Source organism: Aquincola tertiaricarbonis (genome assembly GCF_000969605.1).
GTDB lineage: Bacteria > Pseudomonadota > Gammaproteobacteria > Burkholderiales > Burkholderiaceae_C > Aquincola > Aquincola tertiaricarbonis.
Window position 1 is genome coordinate 1 of the sequence record NZ_KQ033892.1, and the last position, 24735, is coordinate 24735.

Annotated in this window: 24 protein-coding genes; 15 read left to right on the plus strand and 9 right to left on the minus strand. The window is 72.5% G+C overall.

The annotated features are described in order from the left end of the window. Positions 1–102 precede the first annotated feature (102 nt). Complete coding sequence (locus VO99_RS27585; protein WP_046116180.1) at positions 103–819, minus strand: lanthanide ABC transporter ATP-binding protein PedB/LutE; 717 nt, start codon at positions 817–819, stop codon at positions 103–105. A gap of 483 nt (positions 820–1302) precedes the next feature. Here VO99_RS27585 and xoxF point away from each other — a divergent pair, with 483 nt between their 5' ends. The 11 genes from xoxF (at position 1303) to VO99_RS27640 (ending at position 11237) form a co-directional block, all read left to right on the plus strand. Continuing rightward, positions 1303–3123 (plus strand): PQQ-dependent ethylene glycol dehydrogenase XoxF, encoded by a 1821-nt coding sequence (gene xoxF / locus VO99_RS27590; protein WP_046116181.1) that lies wholly within the window; start codon positions 1303–1305, stop codon positions 3121–3123. A gap of 104 nt (positions 3124–3227) precedes the next feature. Next, the gene (locus VO99_RS27595) at positions 3228–3614 is read left to right on the plus strand and encodes a c-type cytochrome (protein ID WP_046116182.1); all 387 of its coding nucleotides are present in this window, start codon (positions 3228–3230) and stop codon (positions 3612–3614) included. A gap of 10 nt (positions 3615–3624) precedes the next feature. After that, positions 3625–4530 (plus strand): substrate-binding domain-containing protein, encoded by a 906-nt coding sequence (locus VO99_RS27600; protein ID WP_046116183.1) that lies wholly within the window; start codon positions 3625–3627, stop codon positions 4528–4530. Further along, entirely contained in the window at positions 4490–5572 is a 1083-nt protein-coding gene (locus VO99_RS27605) for a S1 family peptidase (RefSeq protein WP_052736685.1), read from the plus strand. Before VO99_RS27600 ends, VO99_RS27605 begins: the two co-directional genes overlap by 41 nt. A 31-nt stretch (positions 5573–5603) precedes the next feature. Then, positions 5604–6374, plus strand: a complete 771-nt coding sequence (locus tag VO99_RS27610; RefSeq protein WP_052736686.1) for a hypothetical protein — start codon at positions 5604–5606, stop codon at positions 6372–6374. A gap of 25 nt (positions 6375–6399) precedes the next feature. Further along, positions 6400–6771, plus strand: a complete 372-nt coding sequence (locus VO99_RS27615) for a hypothetical protein (RefSeq protein ID WP_046116184.1) — start codon at positions 6400–6402, stop codon at positions 6769–6771. A 20-nt stretch (positions 6772–6791) separates the two neighbouring features. After that, entirely contained in the window at positions 6792–7763 is a 972-nt protein-coding gene (locus VO99_RS27620) for a quinoprotein relay system zinc metallohydrolase 2 (protein ID WP_046116185.1), read from the plus strand. Further along, a complete protein-coding gene (locus tag VO99_RS27625; RefSeq protein WP_046116186.1) occupies positions 7760–8602 on the plus strand; it encodes a quinoprotein dehydrogenase-associated SoxYZ-like carrier in 843 nt (280 codons plus the stop codon). Before VO99_RS27620 ends, VO99_RS27625 begins: the two co-directional genes overlap by 4 nt. Next, a complete protein-coding gene (locus tag VO99_RS27630; RefSeq protein WP_310733682.1) occupies positions 8599–9573 on the plus strand; it encodes a YncE family protein in 975 nt (324 codons plus the stop codon). Before VO99_RS27625 ends, VO99_RS27630 begins: the two co-directional genes overlap by 4 nt. A gap of 40 nt (positions 9574–9613) precedes the next feature. After that, complete coding sequence (locus VO99_RS27635) at positions 9614–10186, plus strand: SRPBCC family protein (RefSeq protein ID WP_046116187.1); 573 nt, start codon at positions 9614–9616, stop codon at positions 10184–10186. A gap of 19 nt (positions 10187–10205) precedes the next feature. Continuing rightward, positions 10206–11237 (plus strand): MBL fold metallo-hydrolase, encoded by a 1032-nt coding sequence (locus tag VO99_RS27640; RefSeq protein WP_052736687.1) that lies wholly within the window; start codon positions 10206–10208, stop codon positions 11235–11237. Here the strand turns inward: VO99_RS27640 and VO99_RS27645 are convergent. The 8 genes from VO99_RS27645 to pqqA form a co-directional block, all read right to left on the minus strand. Continuing rightward, on the minus strand, positions 11210–11863 hold the full coding sequence (locus tag VO99_RS27645; protein WP_046116188.1) for a membrane protein: 654 nt from the start codon (positions 11861–11863) through the stop codon (positions 11210–11212). The genes VO99_RS27640 and VO99_RS27645 overlap by 28 nt on opposite strands. After that, on the minus strand, positions 11860–16611 hold the full coding sequence (locus VO99_RS29285) for a PAS domain-containing protein (protein WP_157039856.1): 4752 nt from the start codon (positions 16609–16611) through the stop codon (positions 11860–11862). Before VO99_RS29285 ends, VO99_RS27645 begins: the two co-directional genes overlap by 4 nt. Next, on the minus strand, positions 16608–17732 hold the full coding sequence (locus VO99_RS27655) for a response regulator (RefSeq protein WP_232315617.1): 1125 nt from the start codon (positions 17730–17732) through the stop codon (positions 16608–16610). The genes VO99_RS29285 and VO99_RS27655 overlap by 4 nt, the downstream gene beginning before the upstream one ends. Positions 17733–17794: 62 nt before the next feature. Then, a complete protein-coding gene (gene pqqE / locus VO99_RS27660) occupies positions 17795–18949 on the minus strand; it encodes a pyrroloquinoline quinone biosynthesis protein PqqE (RefSeq protein WP_046116189.1) in 1155 nt (384 codons plus the stop codon). Next, the gene (gene pqqD / locus VO99_RS27665) at positions 18946–19218 is read right to left on the minus strand and encodes a pyrroloquinoline quinone biosynthesis peptide chaperone PqqD (RefSeq protein ID WP_046116190.1); all 273 of its coding nucleotides are present in this window, start codon (positions 19216–19218) and stop codon (positions 18946–18948) included. The genes pqqE and pqqD overlap by 4 nt, the downstream gene beginning before the upstream one ends. After that, entirely contained in the window at positions 19215–19937 is a 723-nt protein-coding gene (gene pqqC, locus VO99_RS27670; protein WP_046116191.1) for a pyrroloquinoline-quinone synthase PqqC, read from the minus strand. The genes pqqD and pqqC overlap by 4 nt, the downstream gene beginning before the upstream one ends. 7 nt (positions 19938–19944) lie before the next feature. Further along, positions 19945–20913: a pyrroloquinoline quinone biosynthesis protein PqqB gene (gene pqqB, locus VO99_RS27675; RefSeq protein ID WP_046116192.1), complete on the minus strand. Its 969-nt coding sequence runs from the start codon at positions 20911–20913 to the stop codon at positions 19945–19947. Positions 20914–20984: 71 nt separating this feature from the next. Continuing rightward, entirely contained in the window at positions 20985–21065 is an 81-nt protein-coding gene (pqqA, locus tag VO99_RS32090) for a pyrroloquinoline quinone precursor peptide PqqA (protein ID WP_046116193.1), read from the minus strand. Between the two features lie 173 nt (positions 21066–21238). Here pqqA and VO99_RS27685 point away from each other — a divergent pair, with 173 nt between their 5' ends. The 4 genes from VO99_RS27685 (at position 21239) to VO99_RS27700 (ending at position 24718) form a co-directional block, all read left to right on the plus strand. Next, complete coding sequence (locus tag VO99_RS27685) at positions 21239–22099, plus strand: alpha/beta fold hydrolase (protein WP_232315618.1); 861 nt, start codon at positions 21239–21241, stop codon at positions 22097–22099. 79 nt (positions 22100–22178) lie between these two features. Next, positions 22179–23534, plus strand: coding sequence for an ATP-binding protein (locus tag VO99_RS27690; protein ID WP_046116194.1), 1356 nt, complete (start codon positions 22179–22181; stop codon positions 23532–23534). Further along, positions 23534–24172: a response regulator gene (locus VO99_RS27695; RefSeq protein WP_046116195.1), complete on the plus strand. Its 639-nt coding sequence runs from the start codon at positions 23534–23536 to the stop codon at positions 24170–24172. Before VO99_RS27690 ends, VO99_RS27695 begins: the two co-directional genes overlap by 1 nt. A 231-nt stretch (positions 24173–24403) precedes the next feature. Next, positions 24404–24718 carry an EthD family reductase gene (locus VO99_RS27700; RefSeq protein WP_046116326.1) on the plus strand — a complete coding sequence of 105 codons (315 nt, stop codon included), beginning with the start codon at positions 24404–24406 and terminating at the stop codon, positions 24716–24718. Positions 24719–24735 lie beyond the last annotated feature (17 nt).

The window sequence follows — 24735 nt, forward strand, 5'->3', positions numbered from 1 at the left end:
CCTGCGCGGCAGCGCCGGCGCAGGCCAGGGCCAGCAGGCAGCCGGCGGCATGACGGAGAGGGAATGGCATGGGTGCGTGTCTCCTTGGAATGGGGTGGTGCGTCAGCCCGTCGTGCGCTGGATGAAGCCGGCTTCCAGCGTGGGCCCGCCCAGCGCCTGCGTCACCGCGGCGGGCGTGCCGTCGGCCAGCAGGCTGCCCTTGTGCAGCACCAGCACGCGGTCGGCGGCCTGCGCTTCCTCCACCCAGTGGGTGGCCCACAGCACGCAGGTGCCGCGCTCGCGCACGTCCGCGCGGATGGCGGCCAGCAGGTCGCGGCGCGACCTGGGGTCCAGGCCCACGGTGGCCTCGTCCATCAGCATCACCGCGGGTTCGTGCAGCCAGGCCCGCACCAACTCCACCTTGCGGCGGTTGCCGCCGGACAGCTCGCGCACCTTGCGCTGCAGGTCGGGCTCCAGGTTCAGCCGCGCACAGCCGGCCTCGATGCGCTGCAGCGCCAGCCTGCGCGGCAGGCCATGCAGGTCGGCCTGGAACAGCAGGTTGCGGCGGATGCTCAGGTCCAGGTCCAGCGACATCTGCTGGAACACCACGCCGATGTGGCGCAACGCTGCGGTGGCCGCATGGCGCAGCGAATGGCCTGCCACCTCCACCTCGCCTTCGTCGGCCGCGAACAGACCGGTGAGCACCTGGAACAACGTGGACTTGCCCGCGCCGTTGGGCCCCAGCAGGGCGGTGAACTGGCCGGCGCCCAATTGCATCGTCAGCGATTGCAGCGCGGCGTGCTTTCCATAACGCTTGGTGAGGCCTTGGGTACGGAGCATGGAGGGGACATCTGGTTCTGGCCTGCAGCCAGCAACTTCCGCGCCTTTGCGCGTCCGGCAGGGGCCACGGGCAGGCCATTCTGCGGCAAGCGACAGCCCTGCACTCTTGTTGCAACACTCTGCGCCAAAAATGCGGCCTGCACTGTCGCGGCCTGCGACGAAGCGGCAGCCGTGCTGCGCTGCGGCATCGGCCGCACCGGTCCCCGATGCACTCAGGGCTTTCCCCAGTCGGCACTTGCCTAGACAGGTGGATTAGCCGCCCTGCGGCCAATTGCAAGCCTGCAATTTCAGGGTTTCACCTAGCGCATCCGGCACCTGGGCCGCCACCGGCCCCGTGCGGCCCGTTGCGGGGCCCGGAGCCGGCGCACCGGTTGCCGGCGATGGGCATGGTTGTTGCGGACCAGCCTGCCTGCGTACCAGCATCGAAGGGCTTCGGTGGCGGACCTTCGCACAACCCCAGACCACCCAGAGAAGGAGACATCGATGAAGCTTTCCCGGCAATCGAGCGTTCGCTATGCGCAGCGCTTGGGGCTTGCGTTGTTGGCTCTCCCGGCCTTGGCGTATGCCAATGCCGACGTGGAGAAGAACATCGCCAATTCCAAGAACTGGGCGATGCAAGCGGGCGACATGTTCAACCAGCGCTACAGCAAGCTGAACCAGATCAACAAGAGCAACGTCGGCAAGATGCAGGTCGCCTGGACCTTCTCCACCGGCGTGCTGCGCGGCCACGAAGGCTCGCCGCTGGTGATCGACGGCACGATGTACCTGCACACGCCGTTCCCCAACAAGGTGTTCGCGCTGGACCTCGACACGCAGAAGATCAAGTGGAAGTACGAGCCCAAGCAGGACCCGGCGGTGATCCCGCAGATGTGCTGCGACACCGTCAACCGCGGGCTGGCCTATGCCGAGGGCAAGGTCATCCTGCAGCAGGCCGACTCGATGCTGGTGGCGCTGGACGCCAAGACCGGCAAGCCGGTGTGGCAGACCAAGAACGGCGACCCCAAGCTGGGCGCGGTGAACACCAATGCGCCGCACATCTTCAAGGACAAGGTGATCACCGGCATCTCCGGCGGTGAGTGGGGCGTGCGCGGCTTCATCGCGGCATACAACCTGAGCGACGGCAAGCTGGCCTGGAAGGGCTACAGCGTGGGCCCCGACGCCGAGATGCTGATGGACCCCGAGAAGACGATGACCTGGACCGACGGCGCGATGAAGCCGGTGGGCAAGGACTCGTCGCTCAAGACCTGGCAGGGCGACCAGTGGAAGATCGGCGGCGGCACCACCTGGGGCTGGTTCAGCTACGACAAGGCCACCAACTCGCTGTACTACGGCACCGGCAATCCTTCCACCTGGAACCCCTCGCAGCGCCCGGGCGACAACAAGTGGTCCATGACCATCTTCTCGCGTGACCTGGACACCGGCATGGCCAAGTGGGTCTACCAGATGACCCCGTTCGACGAGTGGGACTTCGACGGCGTCAACGAGATGATCCTGGCGGACATCGACGTCAAGGGCAAGCCGACGAAGGCGCTGGTGCACTTCGACCGCAACGGCTTCGCCTACACCATGGACCGGGTGACCGGTGCGCTGCTGGTGGCCGAGAAGTACGACCCGCAGGTGAACTGGGCCACGCACGTGGACATGAAGACCGGGCGGCCGCAGGTGGTGTCCAAGTACTCCACGGCGCAGAACGGTCCTGACGTCAACACCAAGGGCATCTGCCCGGCGGCGCTGGGCTCCAAGGACCAGCAGCCCGCCTCGTTCGATCCGGAGACCAAGCTGTTCTACGTGCCGACCAACCACGTGTGCATGGACTACGAGCCGTTCAAGGTGGAGTACACGGCCGGCCAGCCGTACGTGGGTGCCACGCTGTCGATGTACCCGGCCCCGGGCAGCCATGGCGGCATGGGCAACTTCATCACCTGGAACGCCGGCACCGGCAAGATCGTGCAGAGCAAGCCGGAGAAGTTCTCGGTGTGGAGCGGCTCGCTCAACACCGCGGGCGGCCTGTCCTGCTTCGGCACGCTCGAGGGCTACATGAAGTGCGTGGACAAGAACGACATCAACAAGGAGTTGTTCAAGTTCAAGACGCCCTCCGGGATCATCGGCAACGTGTTCTCGTACGAGCACAAGGGCAAGCAGTACATCGGCGTGTTCTCGGGCATCGGCGGCTGGGCCGGCATCGGCATGGCCGCGGGCCTGGAGAAGGACCAGGACGGCCTGGGCGCGGTGGGCGGGTACAGGGAACTGTCCCAATACACCGAGCTGGGCGGTTCGCTCACAGTGTTTGCCTTGCCTAACTGATCCGCGCGCAAGGCACTGACAAGTTGGATGGGTGGGGGGCAGGTTCCCGCCGGGACATCGGCGGGCCGGCCCCCTTTTTTTCAAGCGAGAAGGACGGACGAGACATGAAGTTGAAGCAGATGCTGGTACTGCTGGCCTGCGCAGGTGTCACGATGGCCAGCGCAGCGCAGGACAAGCTCTACACGGTGGTCGACGGCACCAAGGTCGACGCCAAGACGATGGACGGCTTCCGGGCCTGGCGGGCCGCGGCCTGCGACCGCTGCCACGGCGCCAACCAGGAAGGCATGGTGGGCCCCTCGCTCATCACCAGCATGAAGACCCTGAGCAAGGAGGAGTTCATCAAGACCGTGCGCGACGGGCGCCTTGAAAAAGGCATGCAGAGTTTCGGCACCAACCAGATGGTGATGAACAACATCGACAACCTGTATGCCTATCTCAAGGGCCGCTCCGACGGGGCCATCACCCAGGCCAAGGTCAGCCCGATTCCGTGAGGACGCCGACATGACTGCACGCAACCTCCCGCTGCTGGCCGCGCTGGCGGCCGCGTCGATCGCCGCGGCGGTGGGTGGGGCTGCGCAGGCCCAGCCCGCGCAGCAGCAGCCGCCGCAGACCTCGGCCCCCGACGCCCCCGCGCCGCGCCAGGCGCTGCGGGTGTGCCAGGACCCGAACAACCTGCCCTTCTCCAACGTCAAGGGCGAGGGCATCGAGAACCGCATCGCCGAGCTGTTCGGGCGGTCGCTCGGGCTGCCGGTCACCTATTACTCGTTCCCGCAGCGCATGGCCTTCATCCGCAACACGCTGCGCTACAAGCTGCCGGGTCAGGACTACCCCTGCGACATCGTGATGGGCGTGCCGGTGGGCTTCGACCAGGGGGTGTCGGTCACCAAGCCCTACTACCGCAGCACCTATGCGCTGGTGGTCAACCGCGGCCGCGGCCTGGACGACGTGGCCTCGGTGGACGACTTCCTCAAGCTGCCGCGCGAGCGGCTGAAGCGGTTGCGCATCGGCATCTACGACCGTTCGCCGGCCAGCGACTGGCTGAGGAAGCACGACCTGGTGGACCAGGGCGTGCCCTACAAGATGATGAGCGCCGACCCCGCGCAGTACCCCGGCGAGATCATCGAGAAGGAACTGGCCGCCGGCAACATCGACGCCGCCATCGTCTGGGGTCCCATCGCCGGCTACTTCGCCCAACGCGTCAAGCAGCCGCCGCTGGCGGTGCTGCCGCTGGCCTCCGAGCCGGGCGTGCAGTTCGACTACGAGATGGCCATGGGCGTGCGCTACGGCGAGCGCGAATGGAAGCAGCAGATCGAAGGCCTGATCACCGCCAAGCAGGCCGACATCCAGGCCATCCTGAAGGAGTTCGGTGTTCCGCTGCTCGATTCCGCGGGCGACCGGCGCAACTGAGCGCGGTGCCCTCCTGCGGCCGCTGCTGCTGGCGTGGCTGCTGGCCACGGCCGGCCTGCCCGCCGCGGCGCTGGAAGGCGCGGCCCTGGTGCAGGTGGGCCAGAGCATCGTCAAGGTGGAGGTGCTGCGGTCGCAGGGCGGCTTCGCGCTGGGCAGCGGCGTGGTGGTGGCCGAGGACAAGGTGGTCACCAACTGCCACGTGACCCGCGATGCGGGCCAGGTGCATGTGCTGCGCGGCGGCCTGCGCTACACCGCCGAGGCCCAGGCCGCCGACACCCGCCACGACCTGTGCGTGCTGTCGGTGCCGCGCCTGGGCGCACCGCCGGCCGCGCTGGGCGACGAGCCGCTGCAGCCGGGCCAGACGGTGAGCGCCATCGGCTTCACCGGCGGCCAGGGCCTGCAGCACAGCCGCGGCCAGGTGGTGGCGCTGCACCGCTTCGACGCCGCGCAGGTGGTGCAGAGCACCAACTGGTTCAGCTCCGGTGCCAGCGGCGGCGGCCTGTTCGACGATGCCCAGCGGCTGGTGGCGGTGCTCACCTTCCGGCTGCGTGGCGGCCATGCGCATTACTTTTCCGCGCCGGTGGCCTGGCTGCGGCCGCTGCTGGCCGATGGCGCGCTGCAGCCCATCGGGTCGCTGCGCGCGGCCGAGGCGCCGTTCTGGGAGCAGCCCACCACCACCCAGCCGCGCTTCCTGCAGGCCGCGGTGTATGCGCGCGAGCGCCGCTGGCAGGAGCTGGACCAGTTCGCCACGACCTGGGCCCGCGAGGACGGCAGCGATGCCCAGCCCTGGCTGATGCGCGGCCTGGCGCAGCAGGAGATGGGCCGCCTGGCCAGCGCCCAGCGCTACACCGAGCGGGCGCTGAGCATCGAGCCGGCCTCGCGGCTTGCGCTGCTGCGCCTGGGCCTGCTGCATGTGGCCCAGGGCCAGATCGACCCTGCCAAGGCCGTGCTGCTACGCCTGCAGAGCCTGCGTTCCGACCTGGCTTCCGAGCTGGACGGCGCGCTGGAGCGTGCGATGGAACGCATGGGCGAGCGGCGCTGACTTCCACTTCTTCCTCCCTGTTTCCCACACCATGCAGTCCCCACCCACCCCGTTCCCCGATGCCACCGGCGCGCGCCGGCGCCGCCTGCTGGCCGCCGGCCTGGCGCTGCCCGCCCTGCCCTGGCTGGCCGCGCCGGCCCTGTCGCAGGTGCTGCCCCAGCCGCCGGCCGCGGCCGGTGCGGCCGGCGCCATCACCGCACCGGAGCGCGCGCTGTTCGTGCGGCCGCACCTGGCGGGCATGAAGCCGGGCCAGACGCTGCGGTACGGCTTCCGCCATGCCGGCACGCTGGAAGCCGGCTTCGACGACAGCGTGACCATCCACCTCGGCCCCGCCGCAGAGGGCGGCTGCTGCAGCGCACGCGGCGAGTTCCTCAGCGGCCCGCGCAGCATGGTGCTGCCCGACCTGCCCTCGGCCACCAGCAACCCGGTGATCCTGTACTTCCTCGAGCGCGACGTGCGCGAGATGCAGCGCCTGACCCGCGGCCAGCAGAACCACTTCCGCAAGCGCATCCGCCTGGCGCTGGCCGAGCGCGGCCAGATGCGCGAGGTGACGCTGCGCTGGCGCGGCCAGCCGGTGGCGGGCAGCGAGATCACCGTGTCGCCCTACCTGGACGATCCCAACCGCATGCGCTTCGAACGCTTCGCCGGCAAGCACTACAGCTTCGTGCTGAGCGAGGCGGTGCCGGGCGGCGTGGTGGCCCTGCGCAGCACCGTGGCCGGCGAAGGCGGCGCGGCCGAGCCGCTGATCGAGGACATCCTGACGCTGGACGGCGCCGAGCCGCCACCGCCCGCCCGCACCTGACGACACCTCCAAGACGAGCCCCACCATGACCTCCATCCTCCCCTCCGCCCGGCCGCTGGCCGCCCTGCTGCTGGCCACGGCCGCCGGCGCCGCCTCGGCCAACGACTTCCCGACCGTGGAGCGCGTGCTCTACGTGCAGGAATGCGTGGCCACCCATCCCGGCCCGCAGTACGAGATGGTCAACAAGTGCGCCTGCGCCGTGGATGCGCTGGCCCGCGACCTGAAGTTCGACGACTACGTGACCCTGAGCACCGCCGCCAAGGCCACCAGCATCGGCGGCGAGCGTGGCAGCTACATCCGCGAGGCACCGGCCATGCAGAAGGACATCAAGCGCTACAAGGAGCTGCAGACCAAGGCCGAGAAGAGCTGCTTCCTGGGCGCCGCGGTGCCCCGCTGAGCCCACCGCGGCACACCGACATGGCTGAGCTGCGCCTGCTCCTGCCGGCCGCGCTGCGGGCCTGCCTGGCGGCCGTGCTGCTGGCCGCCGGCGCGGCGGTGCGGGCGCAGGCACCCCCGGTGCCGCCGGCGGTGCTGCCGGTGGCCGAGGTGGCGCCGGGCGTGTGGGTGCACACCGGCGCGGTGGACGACTGGTCGCCGCGCAACGGCGGCGACGTGGCCAACCTGGGCTTCATCGTCGGCAGCCGCTGCGTGGCAGTGATCGACACCGGCGGTACGCCGGCCGTGGGCCAGGCGCTGCAGCGCGCGGTGGCCGCGGCCACGCCGCTGCCGGTGTGCTACGTGATCAACAGCCATGTGCACCCTGACCATGTGCTGGGCAACGTGGCCTTCCGCACCGCGGCCGGCGGCCCGCAGTTCGTCGGCCATGCGCGGCTGGCCGACAGCCTGGCCGCCCGCGAGCCCTACTACCGCCAGGCGCTGCAGCGCGAGTTCGGTACCGTGATGCTGGCCGCCGACATCGTGCCGCCCGGCCTGCCGGTGCAGGGCCGCCTGGAGCTGGACCTGGGCGGGCGCGTGCTGCAGCTGGACGCCTGGCCCACCGCCCACACCGATGCCGACCTGACGGTGTACGACCGCCGCAGCCGCACGCTGTTCCTGGGCGACCTGCTGTTCGTGCAGCACCTGCCGGTGATCGACGGCAGCCTCAACGGCTGGCTGAAGGTGATGCAGCAGCTGCAGGCCTTCGACGTGGCGCAGGCGGTGCCCGGCCACGGCCCGGTGCAGACGGCCTGGCCGGCCGCGCTGCAGCCGCAGCAGCAGTACCTGGAGGCCGTGCGCGCGGGCACCCGCGCGGCCATCAAGGCCGGCGTGCCCCTGTCCCAGGCGGTGGGGCAGGTGGCGCCGCAGGCCGCCGCGCCGTGGCGGCTGGCCGATTCCTTCCACCGCCGCAACGTCACCGCGGCCTATGCCGAACTGGAGTGGGAAGAATGAACACGCATGCCACCCGCCGCCGGCTGCTGCTGGCGATGGCCGCCGCCGCGGCCGCCGGCCGCACCGCCGCCGCGCCTTCCTCGCGCGAGGACCAGCCCGATGCCAGCCCGCAGTGGCAGAAGATCCGCGCCAGCCTGTTTGCGCAGCGCGAGATCACCGCCGCCAGCCCCGAGCAGCTGCAGCTGGAGACGCCGGTGCGCGCCGAGGACGCGGCGGTGGTGCCCATCGCCATCCGCTCGCGGCTGCCGGCCGACGCCGGCCCGCGGGTGGAGAAGCTCACGCTGGTGATCGACAACAACCCCTCGCCCATCGCCGCGGTGTTCACGCTGGCGCCGGGCAGCGGCCGGCCCGACATCGAGACCCGCGTGCGCATCGACGAATACACCCATGTGCGCGCCATCGCCCACCTCAGCGACGGCCGGCTGCTGATGGCCACCCGCTGGGTGAAGGCCTCCGGCGGCTGCAGCGCGCCGCCGGGCAAGGACCCGGCCGCCGCACAGGCCAGCCTGGGCCGCATGCGGCTGAAGGTGGAAGGCGAGCCGCGCCCCGGCCAGCCGCTGCTGGCGCAGCTGATGGTGAGCCATCCCAACAGCTCCGGCCTGGCCATGGACCAGCTCACGCGCCACTACATCCCCGCCCACTTCGTGCGGCGCATCGACATCACCCACGGTGGCCGGCCGGTGCTGTCGGCCGACCTGGACATCTCCATCAGCGAGAACCCGAACCTGCGCTTCGCATTCATGCCGCAGGGCACCGGGGAGCTGAAGGCGGAGGTGGTGGACAACCGCGACCTGCAGTTCCGCAGCAGCCTGCAGCTGCAGACGGCCCGGGCGCTGTGAAGCGCCTGGCGCGCGCCCTGCCGTGCCTGGTGTGGCTGCTGGCCGCCAGCACCGGCGGCGCGCTGGCCGCGCCGCTGGCCTGGGTGACCAACCAGGGCAGCCATGACGTGTCGGTGATCGACCTGGCCACGCAGCGGCTGCTGGCCACGGTGCCGGTGGGCCGCTCGCCGGCCGGCGTGGTGGCCTCCGCCGCGGCGGGCCGGGTGTTCGTGAGCAACCCCGACAGCCGCACGGTGTCGGTCATCGACATGGCGCGCCGCCAGGTGGTGGCCACGCTGCTGGCGGGCAGCGGGCCGGTGGGCATCGATGCCTCGGCCGACGGCCGCCGGCTGTACGTGGCCGACTGGTTCGCGCAGCGCCTGCTGGCCTGGGACACCGCCACCGGCCTGCCGCTGGCCAGCGTGCCGCTGGGCCGCGCGCCGGCCGGCGTGGCGGCGCAGGCCGACGGCCGCACGGTGTACGTGGCCGAGCGCGACGAGGACCGCATCGCCGTGGTGGACACCACCACCTGGCAGGTGCGCGGCCATGTGGCGGTGGGCAGCCATCCCTTCGCGCTGCTGCACGACGCGGCGCGCCAGCGGCTGTACGTGCTGAACGTGCAGAGCGACGACCTCAGCGTGCTGGACACCGCCGCCACGCCGCTGCCGCGCCTGCTGGCCACGGTGAAGACCGGCAAGGCGCCCTACGGCGCGGCGCTGGCCGATGGCGGCGCGCTGCTGTACGTCACCAACCAGCATGCCGACAGCGTGAGCGTGATCGACGCGGCCACGCTGCAGCCGCTGCGCACGCTGGAAGGCTTCGGCTACCCCGAGGGCATCGCCGCCTTCGGCGACAAGGTGGTGGTGGTGAACTGGATGGACGACCGCCTGAGCGTGCTGGACGCGCGCAGCGGCCGCACGCTGCACCACATCGCCACCGGCCGCAATCCGCGGGGCTTCGGCGCCTTCATCGCCGACGCGCCGCCGCCCTGAGACCCGCATTCAACCCCCACCCCGGAAGGAGACACCGCGCATGCCGTTCCTCACGCCAAGCCCCGATCACCACCCCAGCCGCCGCCGCTGGCTGGCCACCGCCCTTGCCGGGCTGGGCGCCGCGGCCGCCGTGCTGCCCGCCGCGGCCCACGGCCCCACGCGGCAGAAGGTGGTGGAGACCATCAGCATCGACGCACCCGCCGATGCGGTGTGGGCGCGCATCAAGGCCTTCGATGCGCTGAAGGACTGGCATCCGGCCGTGGCCGAGAGCCCGGCCGACAAGGGCAGCAGCGTGGGCTCCGTGCGCACCATCAAGCTCAAGGACGGCGGCCAGCTGGTGGAGACGCTGGAGGCCTTCAACGACGCCCAGCGCCGCTACAGCTACCGGTTGAAGGACGGCGGCGCGCTGCCGGTGACCAACTACACCTCCACCCTCACCGTGACACCCGACGGCGATGCCAAGAGCACCGTGGAGTGGCGCGGCGCCTTCTACCGCGGGCACCCCAACAACGACCCGCCGCCGGACCGCAACGACGAGGCGGCGGTGGCCGCCGTCACCGGCGTCTACAAGGCCGGCCTGCAGAACCTGAAGCAGCTGGCCGAGAAGAAGTGAGCGCCCGGGGCGCGCCGCCATGCCCGCCCTGCTGACACGCCGCGCGCTGGCGCTGGGCCTGCTGTGCGGCGGGACGCTGGCCGGCTGCAGCGGCCGCGCCGCGCGCCAGTGGGCGCAGGCGCCGCCGGCCATCGACCGCGACGCCAGCGCCACGGAAGTGGCCGCCGGCGTGTGGATGCTGCCCGGCACCGGCGGCGAGCCCGATGCGCGCAACCTGGGCCGCGTGGCCAATGCCGGCTTCGTGCAGGGCCCGCGCGGCGTGCTGGCGGTGGATGCCGGCACCTCGCTGCTGCACGGCCAGGCACTGCTGCGCGCCATCGTGCGCCATGCCGGGCAGCCGCCGCAGGCGGTGCTCATCACCCAGACCAAGCCCGACGTGCTGTTCGGCGCGCCAGCCCTGCGGGCCGCCGGCGCCCGCGTGCTGATGCAGCGCCAGGCCGCCGTGCTGATGGCCGCGCGCTGCAGCGTGTGCCTGCGCAACCTGCAGCGCGACGTGGGCGCCGCCGCCATGGCCGGCACCGAGCTGTTCGAGGCCGACGTGCTGTTCGACGAGGCGCCGCCCCTGCCCGACATCGGCCGGCCCCTGCGCGTGCTGTATCCGGGCCCGGCCAGCGGCCCGGGCGACGTGGCGCTGCTGGACGAGGCCAGCGGCGTGCTGTTCGCGGGCGGGCTGGTGGAAGGCGGGCGCATTCCCAACCTGCACGATGCCGACCTGCCGGGCTGGCTGCAGGCGCTGGAAGGGCTGCAGCGCCTGGCCGCCGGCGGCCGGCTGCGTGCGCTGGTGCCCGGCCACGGCCCTTTCCAGCCCGATGCGGCCGCCGCCATCGGCCGCACCGCCGGCTACCTGCAGGCGCTGCAGGCCCGGGTGGCGGCCCTGGTGGACGAAGGCGTGCCGCTGAGCGCGCTGCCCGAGCGGGCGGCGCTGCCGGCCTATGCGGGCTGGGACGGCTATCCGCAACTGCACCGGCGCAATGCCGGGCTGCTGTACCTGCGGCTGGAGCAGCAGCAGCTGATGCAGCCCGCTCAGCCTGGCGCGGCGGCCGGCAGGTAGAGCCGGTCGGAATAGCTCCACAGCCACTGCGGCCGGAAGGCCACCAGCACCGCGGTGAAGGCACCGGTGATGAAGGCCTCCGCGAAGGCGGTGAGGCCCAGCGCCAGCGCCATGTCGCCACGGGCGCTGCCCACCGGCAGCACCTGCACCGCCATCGCCGCCCAACCCGCCAGCGCGCAGGCCAGCAGCGTGCCGAAGAAGCCGCGCGCCAGGATGAAGACGAACAGGTGGTGCGGCAGCCAGCGCCGCACCGCCGCGCCGATGCCCAGCGCCAGCGTGGCCGGCACCAGGCCCAGCCAGGCCAGGCGGGACAGTGCCTCGGCGGGCGGCAGGCCGCCCATCCAGGCTGCCAGCACGGCCACCGGCAGCATGGCCAGCACCGCCATCGGCCAGCCCGCCAGCAGCACCAGCAGCACCGAGCCCGACAGCGGCAGCAGCAGCGGTGCCTTGGCCAGCCCGTCCAGGCCCCACAGCAGCGGCATCGCCGCCCACAGCGCCAGCCAGGGCCAGGGCGGGCCGCCGGCCCCCAGCAACCGCCAGGGCCGCAACCACAGTGCGATGCCCGCCGCCAGCACCACCGCCAGCGCATGCAGCAGGACCCAGCCGCCGCCGGCCGGGCCGCTCATGGCGCACCCCCGGGAGCGGGCTGCAGGCCCTGCGTCCGCGCGGCGCGCACCAGCTTCAGCACTTCGTCGTAATCGAACCGGGCCAAGGCAGCCTCCGCACGGGCGGCGCCCTCCGGCGACCAGCGGCGCAGGCCGCCGGCCATGGAACGGAAGAGCGCCTGGGCGTCGTAGTCGGCCGCCTCCAGCAGGGCTTCGAGGCGGTCCAGCGAGGCCGCGGCAATCGGTGCGCCCGCTTCCTGGGCCGCCTCGTCGCCCAGGGCCTGGGCGATGCGCTGGGCCAGCGCGGCGGTGTCGGCCGCCAGCTGGCGGCCGGCCTCCACCGCCGGCGCCGGCGCCGCGGCCTCCGCCAGGGCCTGCACCGCCGCGGCCTCGGCCGCCTGTGCATCCGCGGCCAGCGTCGTCGCGCCGATGGCCGCGGCCGCGCTGCGCAGCGCATGGGCCACCGCCCGCACGCCGGCCAGGTCGCCCTGCGCGGCGGCCTCGGCCAGGCGGCCGGCCTCCACCGCATAGTGCTCGGCGAACTGCCGCAGCACCCGCTGGTACACGTCCAGGCTGCCGCCCATGTAGCCCAGCGCCTGCTCCGCATCCAGGCCGGCCACCCGCGGCGCGGCGGGCGGCGGCAGCGGCGGCGCCAGGGCCGGCACCGCGGTGCCGCTGCCCAGCCAGCGCCACAGCGTGGCATACAGCTCGGCCGGGTTCACCGGCTTGCCCACGTGGTCGTCCATGCCGGCGGCCAGGCAGGCGGCGCGGTCCTCGCCGAAGGCATTGGCGGTCATCGCCAGGATGGGCACGCGCTGCGCCGGACCGGGCTGCGCACGCACCTGCCGCGTGGCCTGCAGGCCGTCCAGCACCGGCATCTGCACGTCCATCAGCACCAGCGCCGGCACCGGCGGCCGGGCCAGGCGGGCCACCGCCTGCGCACCGTCGCCGGCCAGTTCCACCTGCAGGCCGGCGGCCAGCAGCAGCTCGCGGATCACGTCCTGGTTGACGGGGTTGTCCTCCACCAGCAGCACGGTGGCGCCGGTGCAGTGGCGCTGCAGCATCCGCTCGGCATCCTGCGGCCGCGGCGCCGGCCAGCGCGGGCTCGTGGCGGCCGGGTCGCCGGCCTGCAGCCGGGCGGTGAACCAGAAGCGGCTGCCCTGGCCCGGCGTGCTGTGCACGCCCACCTCGCCGTCCATCATCTCGGCCAGCCGGCGGGTGATGGCCAGGCCCAGCCCGGTGCCACCGAAGCGGCGGGTGGTGGAGGCATCGGCCTGCACGAAGGCGCCGAACAGGCCGCCCAGGTGCTCGGGCGCGATGCCGATGCCGGTGTCACGCACCTCGAAGCGCAGCCAGGGCTGGGCGGCGGTGCTGGCGGGCAGCGGGCTTACCACCACCGCGATGCCGCCCCGCTCGGTGAACTTCACCGCATTGCTCAGCAGGTTCAGCAAGGCCTGCGACAGCCGCGTGGGGTCGCCGCGCAAGGCGTCGGGCGCGGCCGAGGTGTCCACCGTCAGCAGCAGCCCGCGCGACTGCGCCCGCTGGGCCACCAGCGCGCAGGTGCTGCCCAGCAGGGCCGACAGCGAGAAGTCGGTGGCCTCCAGCTCCAGCCGGCCGGCCTCGATCTTGGACAGGTCCAGGATGTCGTTGAGCACCTGCAGCAGGTGGTCGGCCGCCTCGGACACGCGGGCCAGCCGCTCGCGCTCGCTGCGGGCGCGGGCATCGCGGCGCATCAGGTGGGTGAGCCCCAGGATGGCATTGAGCGGCGTGCGGATCTCGTGGCTCATGTTGGCCAGGAAGGCGCTCTTGGCCCGGTTGGCGGCCTCGGCCTTGTCGCGCGAGGCCACCAGCAGCGCATTCGTGTCCTGCAGCTGGCGGGTGCGTTCGTCCACCAGCTCCTGCAGCCGGTGGCGGTGGCGGTCGAGCTCCAGGCCGATGCGCTTGTGGTGGGTGATGTCCTCCACCACCAGCAGGTGGTGGGTGATGCGGCCGTCGGGCTGGCGGATGGGCGCGGCATGCACGAATTCCTCGTACGGCTCGCCATCGCGCCGGGTGTTGGCGAACTCGCCCGCCCAGGCCTGGCCGTCGGCCAGCTTCCGCCGCAGTTCGGCCATGCGCTCGGCCGGCCCGCGGCCGGGCTGCAGCCGGTGGCCGGTCTGGCCCAGGGCCTCCTCCTGCGGCCAGCCGCTGATGCGGGTGAAGGCCTCGTTCACGTATTCGATGCGGCCCTGCAGGTCGCTCACCACGATGCCCACCGGGCTCTGCGCCACCGCCATCGACAGCTTGCGCAGCTCGCCCTCGGCCACGTGGCGCTCGGTGATGTCGCTGAACGAGGCCACCACGCCGGTGAGCTCGCCGCCCTCGCCGTCGCGCACCGGCTCGGCATTGACCATCAGCCAGCGCATGCCCTGCGGCATGGCGGCCCCCACCAGCATGTTGCGGCAGGGCTGGCCGGTGCGCAGCGTGCGCGAGGGCGGCAGCTCCTCGAAGGGCAGCGGCTGGCCGTCGGGGCGCAGCGGCTGCCAGCGCTGCAGGTTGCCGGGCTGCTGCATCTGCGCCAGCGTCAGGCCCATGAAGCGCTCGGCCGGCGCATTGCAGGCGGTGACCTGCATGCGGCGGTCGAACACGAGGATGCCTTCGTCCAGCACCGACACCATCGACCGGTAGCGGGCCGCGCTCTCGCGCAGCGCCTCCTCGGCCAGCCGGCGCTGGGTGGTGTCGGCATGCAGCAGCACCGCGCCGCCGGCCGCGCTGCGCAGCGGGGTGACGCTCATCTGGAACCACTGGCGGGTGCCGGACAGGCTGCACGGGTATTCCAGCGTGAAATGGCTGCGCCGGCCGGCCAGCACCGCCTCGATGCCCTGCGCCGCGGCCTGCGCCACCGGCTGCTCGTCGCCTTCGGCGGCGCGGCAGCGGGCCAGGTAGTCGGTGCCCGGGCCGGCGGTGGCCACGTGCAGGCCGGGCTGGGTGGCCGCCCGCTCGGCAAAGGCGCGCCAGGCGGCATTGACCTCCAGCACCCGGCCTTCGCGGTCCAGCACCGCCATGCGGTCCAGCACCGAGTCCTTCACCGACTGCAGCAGGTCGGTGGCATCGCGCAGCGCCTCCACGGCGCGGCTGCGCTCGGTGATGTCGCGCGAGATGCCGAACACGCCCACCACGTTGCCGGCCTCGTCGCGCAGCGGGCCCTTGGTGGCCAGGAAGGTCAGGCGGCCCTGGCCGATGTCGATGCGCTCCTCGTAGGTGTTGAGCCGGCCCTCGGCCAGCACCTGCGCATCGTTGGCCATCACCGCCTCGGCCTGCGCGGGCGGGAACAGCGCGCGGTCGTCCTGGCCCAGCACCGCTTCCAGCGGCAGCCCGATGACGCGGCAGGCCTCGCGGTTGCACAGCACGTAGCGGCCCTGCAGGTCCTTGGCGAAGATGGCATCGCTGGAGCCCTCGGCGATGGCCTGCATCAGGGCCAGGCCGCGCAGCTGCTCGGCCTGCTGCGCCTGCTGGCGCCGCGCGCTGTGCAGCGCACGCCGGTCGCGCCGCAGCCGCGCGCCGGTGACCAGCGCCAGCAGCGCCAGCGCTCCGGCCGAGACGATCCACAAGGTGTTGCGCAGCGCGGTGGCGCGCGCCTCGGCCTGCGCCACGCGGGCCACCAGGAACCAGCCGTCGTCGTCCACCGGCTGCACCACGCCCAGCACCCGGCGGCCGGTGGCGTCGGTGCCGGTGGCGACGAGGCCGGCCGGCAGGTCGCCGCGGCTCACCCGTGCAACCAGCCGGTCGGGCTGGGACAGCGGCACCGGCGGCTCGCCGGGCAGGCCGTAGAGCTGGTGGCCCAGCCGGCGCACCAGCACCGTGGCGGCGCTGGGGCTGGCCGGCAGCGGCGCCACCGCCAGCATCGGCAGCAGGAAGCCGCCGGGGTCGGCCCGCAGCACCAGCAGCGCCTGCGGCCGCGGCGGCTGCGCGGGCAGCGGCACCAGCAGGTCGAGCCAGGTGCCGCCGCCCTCGCCGCGCGCCAGGTACAGGCCGGTATGGCCGGCGCGGCCGGTCTGCAGCGCCTGCAGGGCGGATTGGCGCAGCTGCTCGGGCAGCGGCGGCTGCGGCCGCTCGCTGGCCAGCAGCTCGCCGCGGGCGTCCAGCAGCAGCGCCTCCTGGTGGCCCAGGGCCTGGCGCAGCTGCACCGCCGCGGCCAGCAGCCGGGCCAGCGAGGCCGCATCGTCCGCGGCCTGCCAGGCGCGGTAGGGCTCGGCGCCGGGGCCGGCCTCGGCACCCCGCTGCGCCTGCTGCAGCTGGGCCTGCAGCCAGCGGCCGGCCTGGCGCGCGCGGGATTCGGCCATCAGCTCCAGCTGGCGGGTCTGGCGGTGCATGCCGGCGCGGTAGTCCAGCGCCGCCGTGATGGCGGTGAGCGCGGCCACCGACAGCAGGGCCGCGGGCAGGGCCAGCCGGCGCCAGCCGCCGCCTGGCACCGGCACGCGCGACGCCTCGGCTTCGGCCCCGGCCACCGGATCGGCGGGCGCATCGGCGGTGGGCTGCGCGGGCGGCGCCGGCGCGCGGCGCAGCAGCAGGTACAGCCCCAGCGCCGTGGCGGCGATGAACAGCCAGCCCTTGAGCGCGGCCACCTGCACCAGCCAGGGGCTGTTGCCCGCCAGCAGGCCCAGCAGCCAGTCCGACACGAAGATCCACAGCCCCGCCAGCAGCCCGTACAGCCCGGCGATGCGGAAGGCGCGGCTGCGCAGGGCATCCACCGGAGCGCGCGGTGCCTGCCGCGGGGGCCGGTCGTTCACGGCGTCAACGGGGCAGGCAGGGTGGCGCCGCAGTGGTCGGCCGGCTCGTCCGGCCGGGCGCGGGCGATGTCGCAGAACCGGTCGAAGTGGCCGATGAAGGCGTCCAGCAGGTCGGGGTCGAACTGCCTGCCCCGCTGCGCGGCCATGGCCGCCGCCACGCGCTCGAAGTCGATCGGCGCCTTGTACACGCGGCGCGAGATCATCGCGTCGAACACGTCGGCCAGCGCCATCAGCCGCGCCGACAGCGGAATGGCCTCGCCGGCCAGGCCGTCCGGGTAGCCGGTGCCGTCCCAGCGCTCGTGGTGGTGCATGGCGATGTCGCTTGCATGCCGCAGGTAGGGCACCGGCGCGTCGATGTCGGCCACCGCGCGGGCGATGGCCTCGCCCCCCAGCCGGGCATGGGTCTTCATCAGGGCCCATTCGTCGTCGGTGAGCTTGCCGGGCTTGAGCAGCACCCGGTCGGGGATGCCCACCTTGCCGATGTCGTGCAGCGGCGCCGACTTGACCATCAGCTCGATGGTGTGCGGCTGCAGCTCCGCCTGGAAGCGCGGATGCCGCTGCACCAGCGTGGCCAGCAGCCGCACGTATTCCTGCGTGCGCAGGATGTGGTTGCCGGTCTCCTGGTCGCGGGTTTCGGCCAGCCGCGCCAGCGCGCGCATGCTCACGTCCTGGATCACGCGGTTCTCGAGCTCGCGGCGGTCCACCTCGGCTTCCAGCGACGCATTGCGGCGCTGCAGCTGCTCACGCGCGGCGGCCAGCTCGAGGTGGGTCTTCACCCGCGCCATCACGATGGCCGGGCGCAGCGGCTTGGTGATGTAGTCCACCGCGCCCAGGGACAGGCCGTGCTGCTCGTCCTCGGTCTCGCTCATGGCGGTGGCGAAGATCACCGGGATGGCGCGCGTGGCCTCGTCCGCCTGCAGCCGCTGCAGCACCTCGTGGCCGCTCATGCCGGGCATCATCACGTCCAGCAGGATGAGGCCGGGCCGGGGCATCCGACGCGCCAGCTCCAGCGCCCGCTGGCCGGAGGTGGCCGACCGCACGCTGTACTGCTGGCTGAGCAATTCACCGAGCACCATCAGGTTCTCGGTGTTGTCGTCCACGATCAGGATGGTCGGCTTCAACTGCTGCTCCCGCGGCTCCTGCGGCGGGTTATACCTTGCCGCGCCAGGCCCTGGCAGCCGGATCAGCGGGTGACCAGGGGCGTGGAAAGCTTGCGCGAAGTGCCGGGATCGCGGAACACCAGCGGCCGCTCCACCACGCCGCCGCCGGGCTGCTCGGCCCGCGCCACCGCCTGGGCCACCGCGCCGTGGTGCGGGCTCTTGGGGCACACCGGATCGGCCGCGGCGGGGTCGTTGGCCAGCATGTAGGCCTGGCAGCGGCAGCCGCCGAGGTCCACCTCGCGCTGGTCGCAGCTCACGCAGGGCTCCTTCATCCAGCCGGTGCCGCGGTAGCGGTTGAAGCCCTCGGACTCGTACCAGATGTGACCCAGCGAATGCTCGCGCACGCTGGGGAACTGCAGCCCCGGCAGCATGCGCGCGGTGTGGCAGGGCAGCGCGGTGCCGTCGGGCGCCACGGTGAGGAACATGCTGCCCCAGCCGTTGACGCACTTCTTCGGCTTGCCGTCGTGGTAATCGGGCGCCACGAAGAACAGCCGCATGCGCTCGCCCAGCTTCTCGCGCCAGGCGGCGGTGGCGGCCTCGGCCGCGCGCAGCTGCGCGGCAGTGGGCAGCAGGTGCTCCCGGTTCTCGAAGGCCCAGGAGTAGTACTGGGTGTTGGCCAGCTCCAGGTACTCGGCGCCCAGCTCGTCGGCCATGCCGATGATGCGGTCGATGTGGTCGATGTTCAGTCGGTGGATCACCACGTTCATCACCATCGGCCAGCCCTGCGACTTGATGATGCGGGCCACCTTGTGCTTGAGCTCGAAGGTCTTGGTGTGCGAGAGGAAGTCGTTGACCTCGCGCGTGGAATCCTGGAACGAGAGCTGCACATGGTCCAGCCCCGCGGCCTTCAGCGCCGCGGCGCGCTCGGCCGTCAGGCCCACGCCGCTGGTGAGCAGGTTGGTGTAGTAGCCCAGCCGGCGTGCCTCGGCCACCAGCACTTCCAGGTCGTCGCGCAGCAGCGGCTCGCCGCCCGAGAAGCCGCACTGCACCGCGCCCAGCGCACGGCCTTCGCGCAGCACGCGCAGCCAGTCGTCGGTGCCCAGCTCGTCGGGCTGGGTGGCGAAGTCCACCGGGTTGTAGCAGAACACGCAGTGCAGCGGGCAGCGGTAGGTGAGCTCGGCCAGCAGCCACAGGGGCGGCCCCGGCCGGCTGGCACCGGTGTTGAATGAAGCGCTCATGTCCATGCCAGCCACCGCTGCTGGCCCGCCATCTCCACGAAGGCGATGACGTCGGGCTGCAGGCCCTGTGCGTTGAAGGCCTGCTCCAGCTCGGCCACGATGGCCGCGACCGGCTTCTCGCCGTCGCAGCGCTTCATGATCTCGCCCGCGCTCTGGTTGAGCTTGACCATGCCTTCGGGGTACAGCAGCACATGGCAGTCCTGCGCCGGCTCCCACTGCAGGCGAAAGCCCGGCGCCACGCGGGGCACGGTGTCGGCGGTCACCGTCATGCGTTCACCCCGTAGCGCGTGGCCATCGCGTCGTTCATCGCCCACAGGATGTCGAGCTTGAACTGCAGCACCTCCAGCGCCCGCTGCTGCAGCGGCCGCGTGGTGAAGTGGTCGAGCGTGATGGCCAGGCCCTGCTCCACGTCGCGCCGTGCCTGGCTCACGCGGTTGCGGAAGTAGCTCAGGCCGCCGGGCTCGATCCATGTGTAGTGCTCCGGCCAGGTGGCCAGCCGCTGCTTGTGGATCTCGGGCGCGAAGAGCTCGGTGAGCGAGGAGCACACCGCCTCCTGCCACGGCGCACGCCGCGCGAAGTTCACGTAGGCGTCCACCGCGAAGCGCACCGCCGGCACCACATGGCGCAGGTCCAGCACCTCCTCGCGCTGCAGGCCGGTGGCCTCGGCCAGGCGCAGCCAGGCCTCGATGCCGCCGGCATCCCGCACCGTGCCTTCGGGGCCGGTCAGCTCGAAGCCGTCGTGGTCCAGGATGCGCTGCACCCAGCCGCGGCGCACCTCGCGGTCGGGGCAGTTGCTCATCACCGCCGCGTCCTTGATGGGGATCGCGATCTGGTAGTAGAAGCGGTTGGCCACCCAGCCGCGGATCTGCTCGGGCGTGGCGCGGCCGCTGTTGAGCATCACGTTGAACGGATGGTGGATGTGGTACGCCTTGCCCTTGGCGCGCAGTTGCGCCTCGAATTCGACGCGGTCCCAGGCGGCTTCGGTCATGGTGGGCTCACAGCGTGATCTGCATCCCGTCCTCGCAGACCTCGACGCCCGCGCGCGCCAGCTCGGCCCGCGGTGCCGAGTCCTCGTCCAGGATCGGGTTGGTGTTGTTGATGTGGATGAGCAGCTTGCGGGTGGTGGCGGGCAGGCGCGCCAGCACTTCCAGCATGCCGCCCGGCCCGCTCTGCGGCAGGTGGCCGATGGCGCGCGCCCGCTGCGGGCCCACGCCGGTGGTGATCATCTCGTCGTCGGTCCAGAAGGTGCCGTCCACCATCACCACGTCGGCGCTGGCCATCGCATCGAACACCGCGGGCGTGACGGCGCCCAGGCCCGGCGCATAGAACAGGCGCCGGCCGCTGGCCTGGTCGATGGCGGTGATGCCGATGTTGTCGCCGGGCTCTCCGCTGTCGCGGTGCGGTGAATAGGGCGCGGCCTTGCTGTCCAGCGGCAGGGCCTTGAACTGCAGGCCTTCCGCACCCGGCACGCTGAAGGGTGCGCCGTCCAGCGCGATCGTGTGGTGGGTGGTGCCGCAGTAGTGCGTCAGCACGCGCAGCACCGGGTTGCCGTGGGTCAGGTCCTCGGCCACGGCGTCGGTGCACCACAGCGGCAGCGGATCGGGCGCGCGGCCGCCGGGCCGCTCGGGCGCGGGCCGCGAGCGTTCGCGCAGCATGAACAGGCCGGTCACGTGGTCGATCTGGCCGTCCATCAGCACCACGCCGGCGATGGCGGAATCGCGCAGGCCGCGGCCGGGCTGCAGGTGGGCGTTGGCGCGGATCTGCGCCAGCAGGTCGGGCGAGGCGTTGAACAGCACGCCGTCGGCGCCCGAGTGCGCACCGGCATCGGGCCGGATGAAGATCGACGACTGGGTGCGGGCCTTGGCCTTGAGCGTGCCGGCCCGCAGGCCGGCGCAGTTGCGGCAGTTGCAGTTCCACTGCGGAAAGCCGCCGCCGGCGGCGGAGCCGAGCACCGTGATGCGCATGAGGGCCCTCGTCGGTCTTCAGGAATGGGGGGTCGCCGGAGCCATCGGCTGCGGCGACCGGGCACGCACCGTCAGCGGTTCGCGACGTACAGGCTGATTTCGAAGCCGAAGCGCCAGTCGATGGCCGCTGGGGTTTGCCATTGCATGTTCATAGTGAGGCTCCTTTCTCCGGTGGCACAGCGCCATGTGGCGGCTGCGGGGGAGCTGTCGCGCCCCGTGACGCATGGTGTGCCCGATGGCCGCGCAGGCCCAGCCGGGTGAGCATGAATCGGGCTTCATGATTTCCATGAACCCGTGTGCGGGTTGAGGCCGATACGATGCGGGCGTGCCCCAGCCGTTGCCGTACCCCGATCCCCCGCCGTTCCGGCAGTTCATGCTCGATGCCAGCCATGGCCACCGGCTGCATGTGGAGCAGTGGGGCACGCCCGACGCACCGCCGGTGCTGCTGCTGCACGGCGGCCCGGGCAGCGGCCTAGGGCCGGGCCTGCGGCGCTGCTTCGACCCGGCGCGCTTCCACGTCATCGGGCTGGACCAGCGCGGCGCCGGCCGCAGCCTGCCGGCCGGCAGCACCGACCACAACACCACCGCGCACCTGCTGGCCGACCTGACCCTGCTGCGCCGCACGCTGGGCATCGAGCGCTGGCGCGTGGTGGGCGGCTCCTGGGGCGCCACGCTGGCGCTGCTGCATGCCGCGGCCGAGCCGCAGGCGGTGAGCGGCCTGGTGCTGCGCAGCGTGTTCCTGGCGCGGCCGCAGGACATGCAGCCCTTCATGCCGCTGGCCGAGACCTTCCAGGCCGCCGCGGCCGATGCGGACGAGCGCCGCGCCATCGCCCGCGCCTGGTGGCAGCTGGAGCTGCGCCGCGCCACCGGCGCCAGCGCACCGCCGCCCGAGGGCGATGCGCTGCAGGCGCTGGTGCAGCGCTACACGGTGCAGGCCCACTACCTGCACGCCGGCTGCTGGCTGCAGGCGCCGCCGCTGCTGGACCGGCTGGCCCCGATGCGCCGGCTGCCGGTGCAGATCGTGCACGGCACCGCCGACCGCATCTGCCCGCCGGAAGGCGCCCGCCTGCTGGCCGCCCGCCTGCCGCAGGCCACGCTGCGCTGGGCCGAAGGCGCCGGCCACGACGCCCTGCATCCCGCCATGCTGGCGGCGATGGTCCAGGCGCTGGATGAGGGTCCGGCATGAACGCCGCCGCCCGGCCGCTCCGAAGGTGGCGTTCCATCCCTCCCGGAGGGATCCCGCGCAGCGGGAGGGTGCCCCGTCGATGAGCCTGCGCCTGAAGATCAACCTGCTGGTGAGCACGCTCACGCTGCTGTTCCTGGCCGCGGTGATGGGCCTGCAGCTGCGCAACATGCGCGAATCGGTGCGCGAGGAAGTGGTGGCCGCCAACCGCGTGGCCGCGCAGCTGCTCAAGCGCACCGCCTGGCTGTACGCGGCCCAGGGCATCCCGGCGATGCGCTCCTTCCTGGAAGGCGTGGGCCGGGTGCGCTCCAACGACATCGCGCTGCTGGATGCGCAAGGCAACGAGCTCTACCGCTCGCCACCCTCGCCCTACAAGGCGGGCCGCGATGCGCCCGACTGGTTCGAGCGCCTGGTCTCGCCACCGCCCGACGAGCAGTTCATCGGCTTTCCCGATGGCCGGCTGGTGGTGCGGGCCAATGCCTCGCGCGCCGTCATCGACGCCTGGGACAGCGCCTTCGTGATGGTGCTGGCCGCGCTGGCGCTGCTGGTGGCGGTGAATGCGCTGGTGTTCTGGCTGGTGGGGCGCGCGGTGCGGCCCTTCGGCCGCATCGTGGGCGCGCTGGGCGAGCTGGAGGCCGGCCGCTTCGGCGTGCAGCTGCCGCGCCTGCCGGGCATCGAGGCGGCGGCCATCGGTGCCGCCTTCAACCGCATGGTGCTGCAATTGCAGGACCACATCGAGACCGAGCGCCGCGCGGTGCGGGCGGAGATGCAGCTGTCCGACAGCCGCGAGCTGGCCCGCTGGGTGGAGCGCCATGTGGAGCAGGAGCGCCGCATGATCGCCCGCGAGCTGCACGACGAGCTGGGCCAGTCGGTCACCGCGATGCGCAGCATGGCCGTTTCCATCGCCCAGCGCAGCAAGGACAAGGACGCCGCCACCGAGCAGGCGGCCCGCATCATCGCGGACGAATGCTCGCGGCTGTACGACGCGATGCACGGCATCATCCCGCGGCTGGCGCCGCTGGTGCTGGACCGCTTCGGCCTGGCCGAGGCGCTGGACGACCTGGCCGAGCGCACCCGCCGCGCCCAGCGCGGCGTGCAGCTGGACCTGCAGGTGGCCCTGGGCGATGCGCCGGTGCAGCCCGAAGCCGCGCTGGCCCTGTACCGCGCCGCCCAGGAGGGCGTGACCAATGCACTGCGCCACGGCCAGGCACGCCACATCGCCATCGACGTGCGGCGCGAGGGCGGGGCGCTGTGCCTGCAGGTGAGCGACGACGGCGTGGGCCTGCCGGCGCAGCTGCCCTCGGCCGCCCAGCCCGCCGGCCACCATGGCCTGCGCTGGCTGGCCGAGCGGGTGCAGGGCCTGGGCGGGCGGTTTGCCCTGCTGCCCCAGCCCGGCCGCGGCGCGCGGCTGGAAGTGCAATTGCCTGTGGAGAGTTGATGGAACCGCTGCTGCGGGTGATGCTGGTGGACGACCATGCGCTGGTGCGCATGGGCTTCCGCATGCTGCTGGCCGATGCCCGCATCGAGGTGGTGGCCGAGGCCGACACCGGCGAGGAGGCCTGTGCTGCCTATGCCCAGGCCCAGCCCGACGTGGTGGTGCTGGACCTCTCCATGCCCGGCATGGGCGGGCTGGAGGCGCTGCGACGGCTGCTGGCGCAGGATCCGAAGGCGCGGGTGCTGGTGCTCTCGGCCCATGAGGACACGGCCCATCCACGGCGGGCGCTGAAGGCCGGCGCGCTGGGCTACCTGGGCAAGCGCAGCGCGCCCGATGCGCTGATTGCCGCAGTGACGGCGGTGGGCAGCGGCCGGCCCTACGTGGATGCGGCCACCGCGCAGGCGCTGGCGCTGGCCACCGTCACCGGCGAGACCAGCCCGGCCGAGGGCCTGAGCGAGCGCGAGTTCAGTGTCTTCGTGCAGCTGGCGCGCGGCCTGAGCGTGGCCCAGATCGCCGAGAACCTGAAGCTGTCGCCCAGCACCGTGGGCACCCACCTGTACCACGTGAAGCAGAAGCTGGGCGCCAGCAACCAGAGCGAGCTGACGCTGGTGGCACTGCGCTGGGGCTTGATCGAGGCCTAGCCGGGAGGCGCCTCGCGCGCTGGTTTCGAACGATCCAGGCGCGCTTCAGATCGCCTCAAGAGGGACGGCCGGGCCGGCCCGCAGATTGCGGGCGTCGTCTTCCGGCGACGCAGGAGTCGGCATCCACCGCGCACGGCCCGCGCCAGCCGGGTAGTGCCGGATGCGCCGCGCCGCCGCATGGCCTACCTTGCGCGGGTGGCGGCCATGCCGGCCGCCCTGCAGGAGCAAACGATGATCAAGGTGACCGTGATGTACCCGCACACGCCGGGTGCGCGCTTCGACCACGACTACTACCGCGACCGCCACATGCCGATGGTGCAGGACAGGCTGGGCCCGGCCTGCCTGCGCTACACGGTGGACAAGGGCCTGTCCGGCGGCGCCCCGGGCTCCGCCCCGCCCTACGTGGGCACCTGCTCGCTGTTCTTCGACAGCGTGGAAGCCTTCCAAGCCGCCTTCGCCCCCAAGTCCCAGGAGATCCTGGGCGACATCCCCAACTACACCGACCTGCAGCCGGTGATGATGGTGAGCGAGGTGGTGGTGGAGTGACCTCTCCTGCCAGGCGC